This window comes from Pseudomonas viridiflava (assembly GCF_900602065.1).
Classification (GTDB): Bacteria; Pseudomonadota; Gammaproteobacteria; order Pseudomonadales; family Pseudomonadaceae; genus Aquipseudomonas.
This window is the reverse complement of sequence record NZ_UWFN01000277.1, coordinates 1-398: the sequence shown is the minus strand read 5'-3', so window position 1 is coordinate 398 and position 398 is coordinate 1. Positions and strand designations below refer to the sequence as shown.

Sequence of the window (398 nt, the reverse complement as noted above, 5' to 3'; positions counted from 1 at the left end):
AAGGGCAGCAGGCTTTTACGGCTCAACAGCGCCTGAAGCGGCACGAATTTCTGTCGCTCGTTCAGCTGGGCATCCTGATCCAGAATGGCGAGGTAGAAGGTCGAAGACGACCAGCATCTGGGATCACGAAACGCATTGCCCACGGTGCCGACCTGCTCGATATAACCAAGCCTGACGCCGATCTTCTCCGACTCGATCAGGCGCTTGACCCCGGCGTCCATCGACACATCGCGCACTTCGCCATTGAGTACCAGGCCTGGCAGCGCCCAGCTTTCCGCGAAAGGTTCGCTGGGGCGTTTGCGCAGCAAAACTTCGAGCGCCAGGGTCTTGCGGCAGTAGCGCAGGACGACGAGGTCGATGGTGTGCAGATAGTCCATTTTCGGCGGGGTGTCGTGTTC

General features: G+C 59.8%; 1 pseudogene. It reads right to left on the bottom strand.

The window, feature by feature from the left end:
• Positions 1-398, bottom strand: a pseudogene (locus tag EE949_RS18265) (NUDIX hydrolase); the annotation flags it as partial.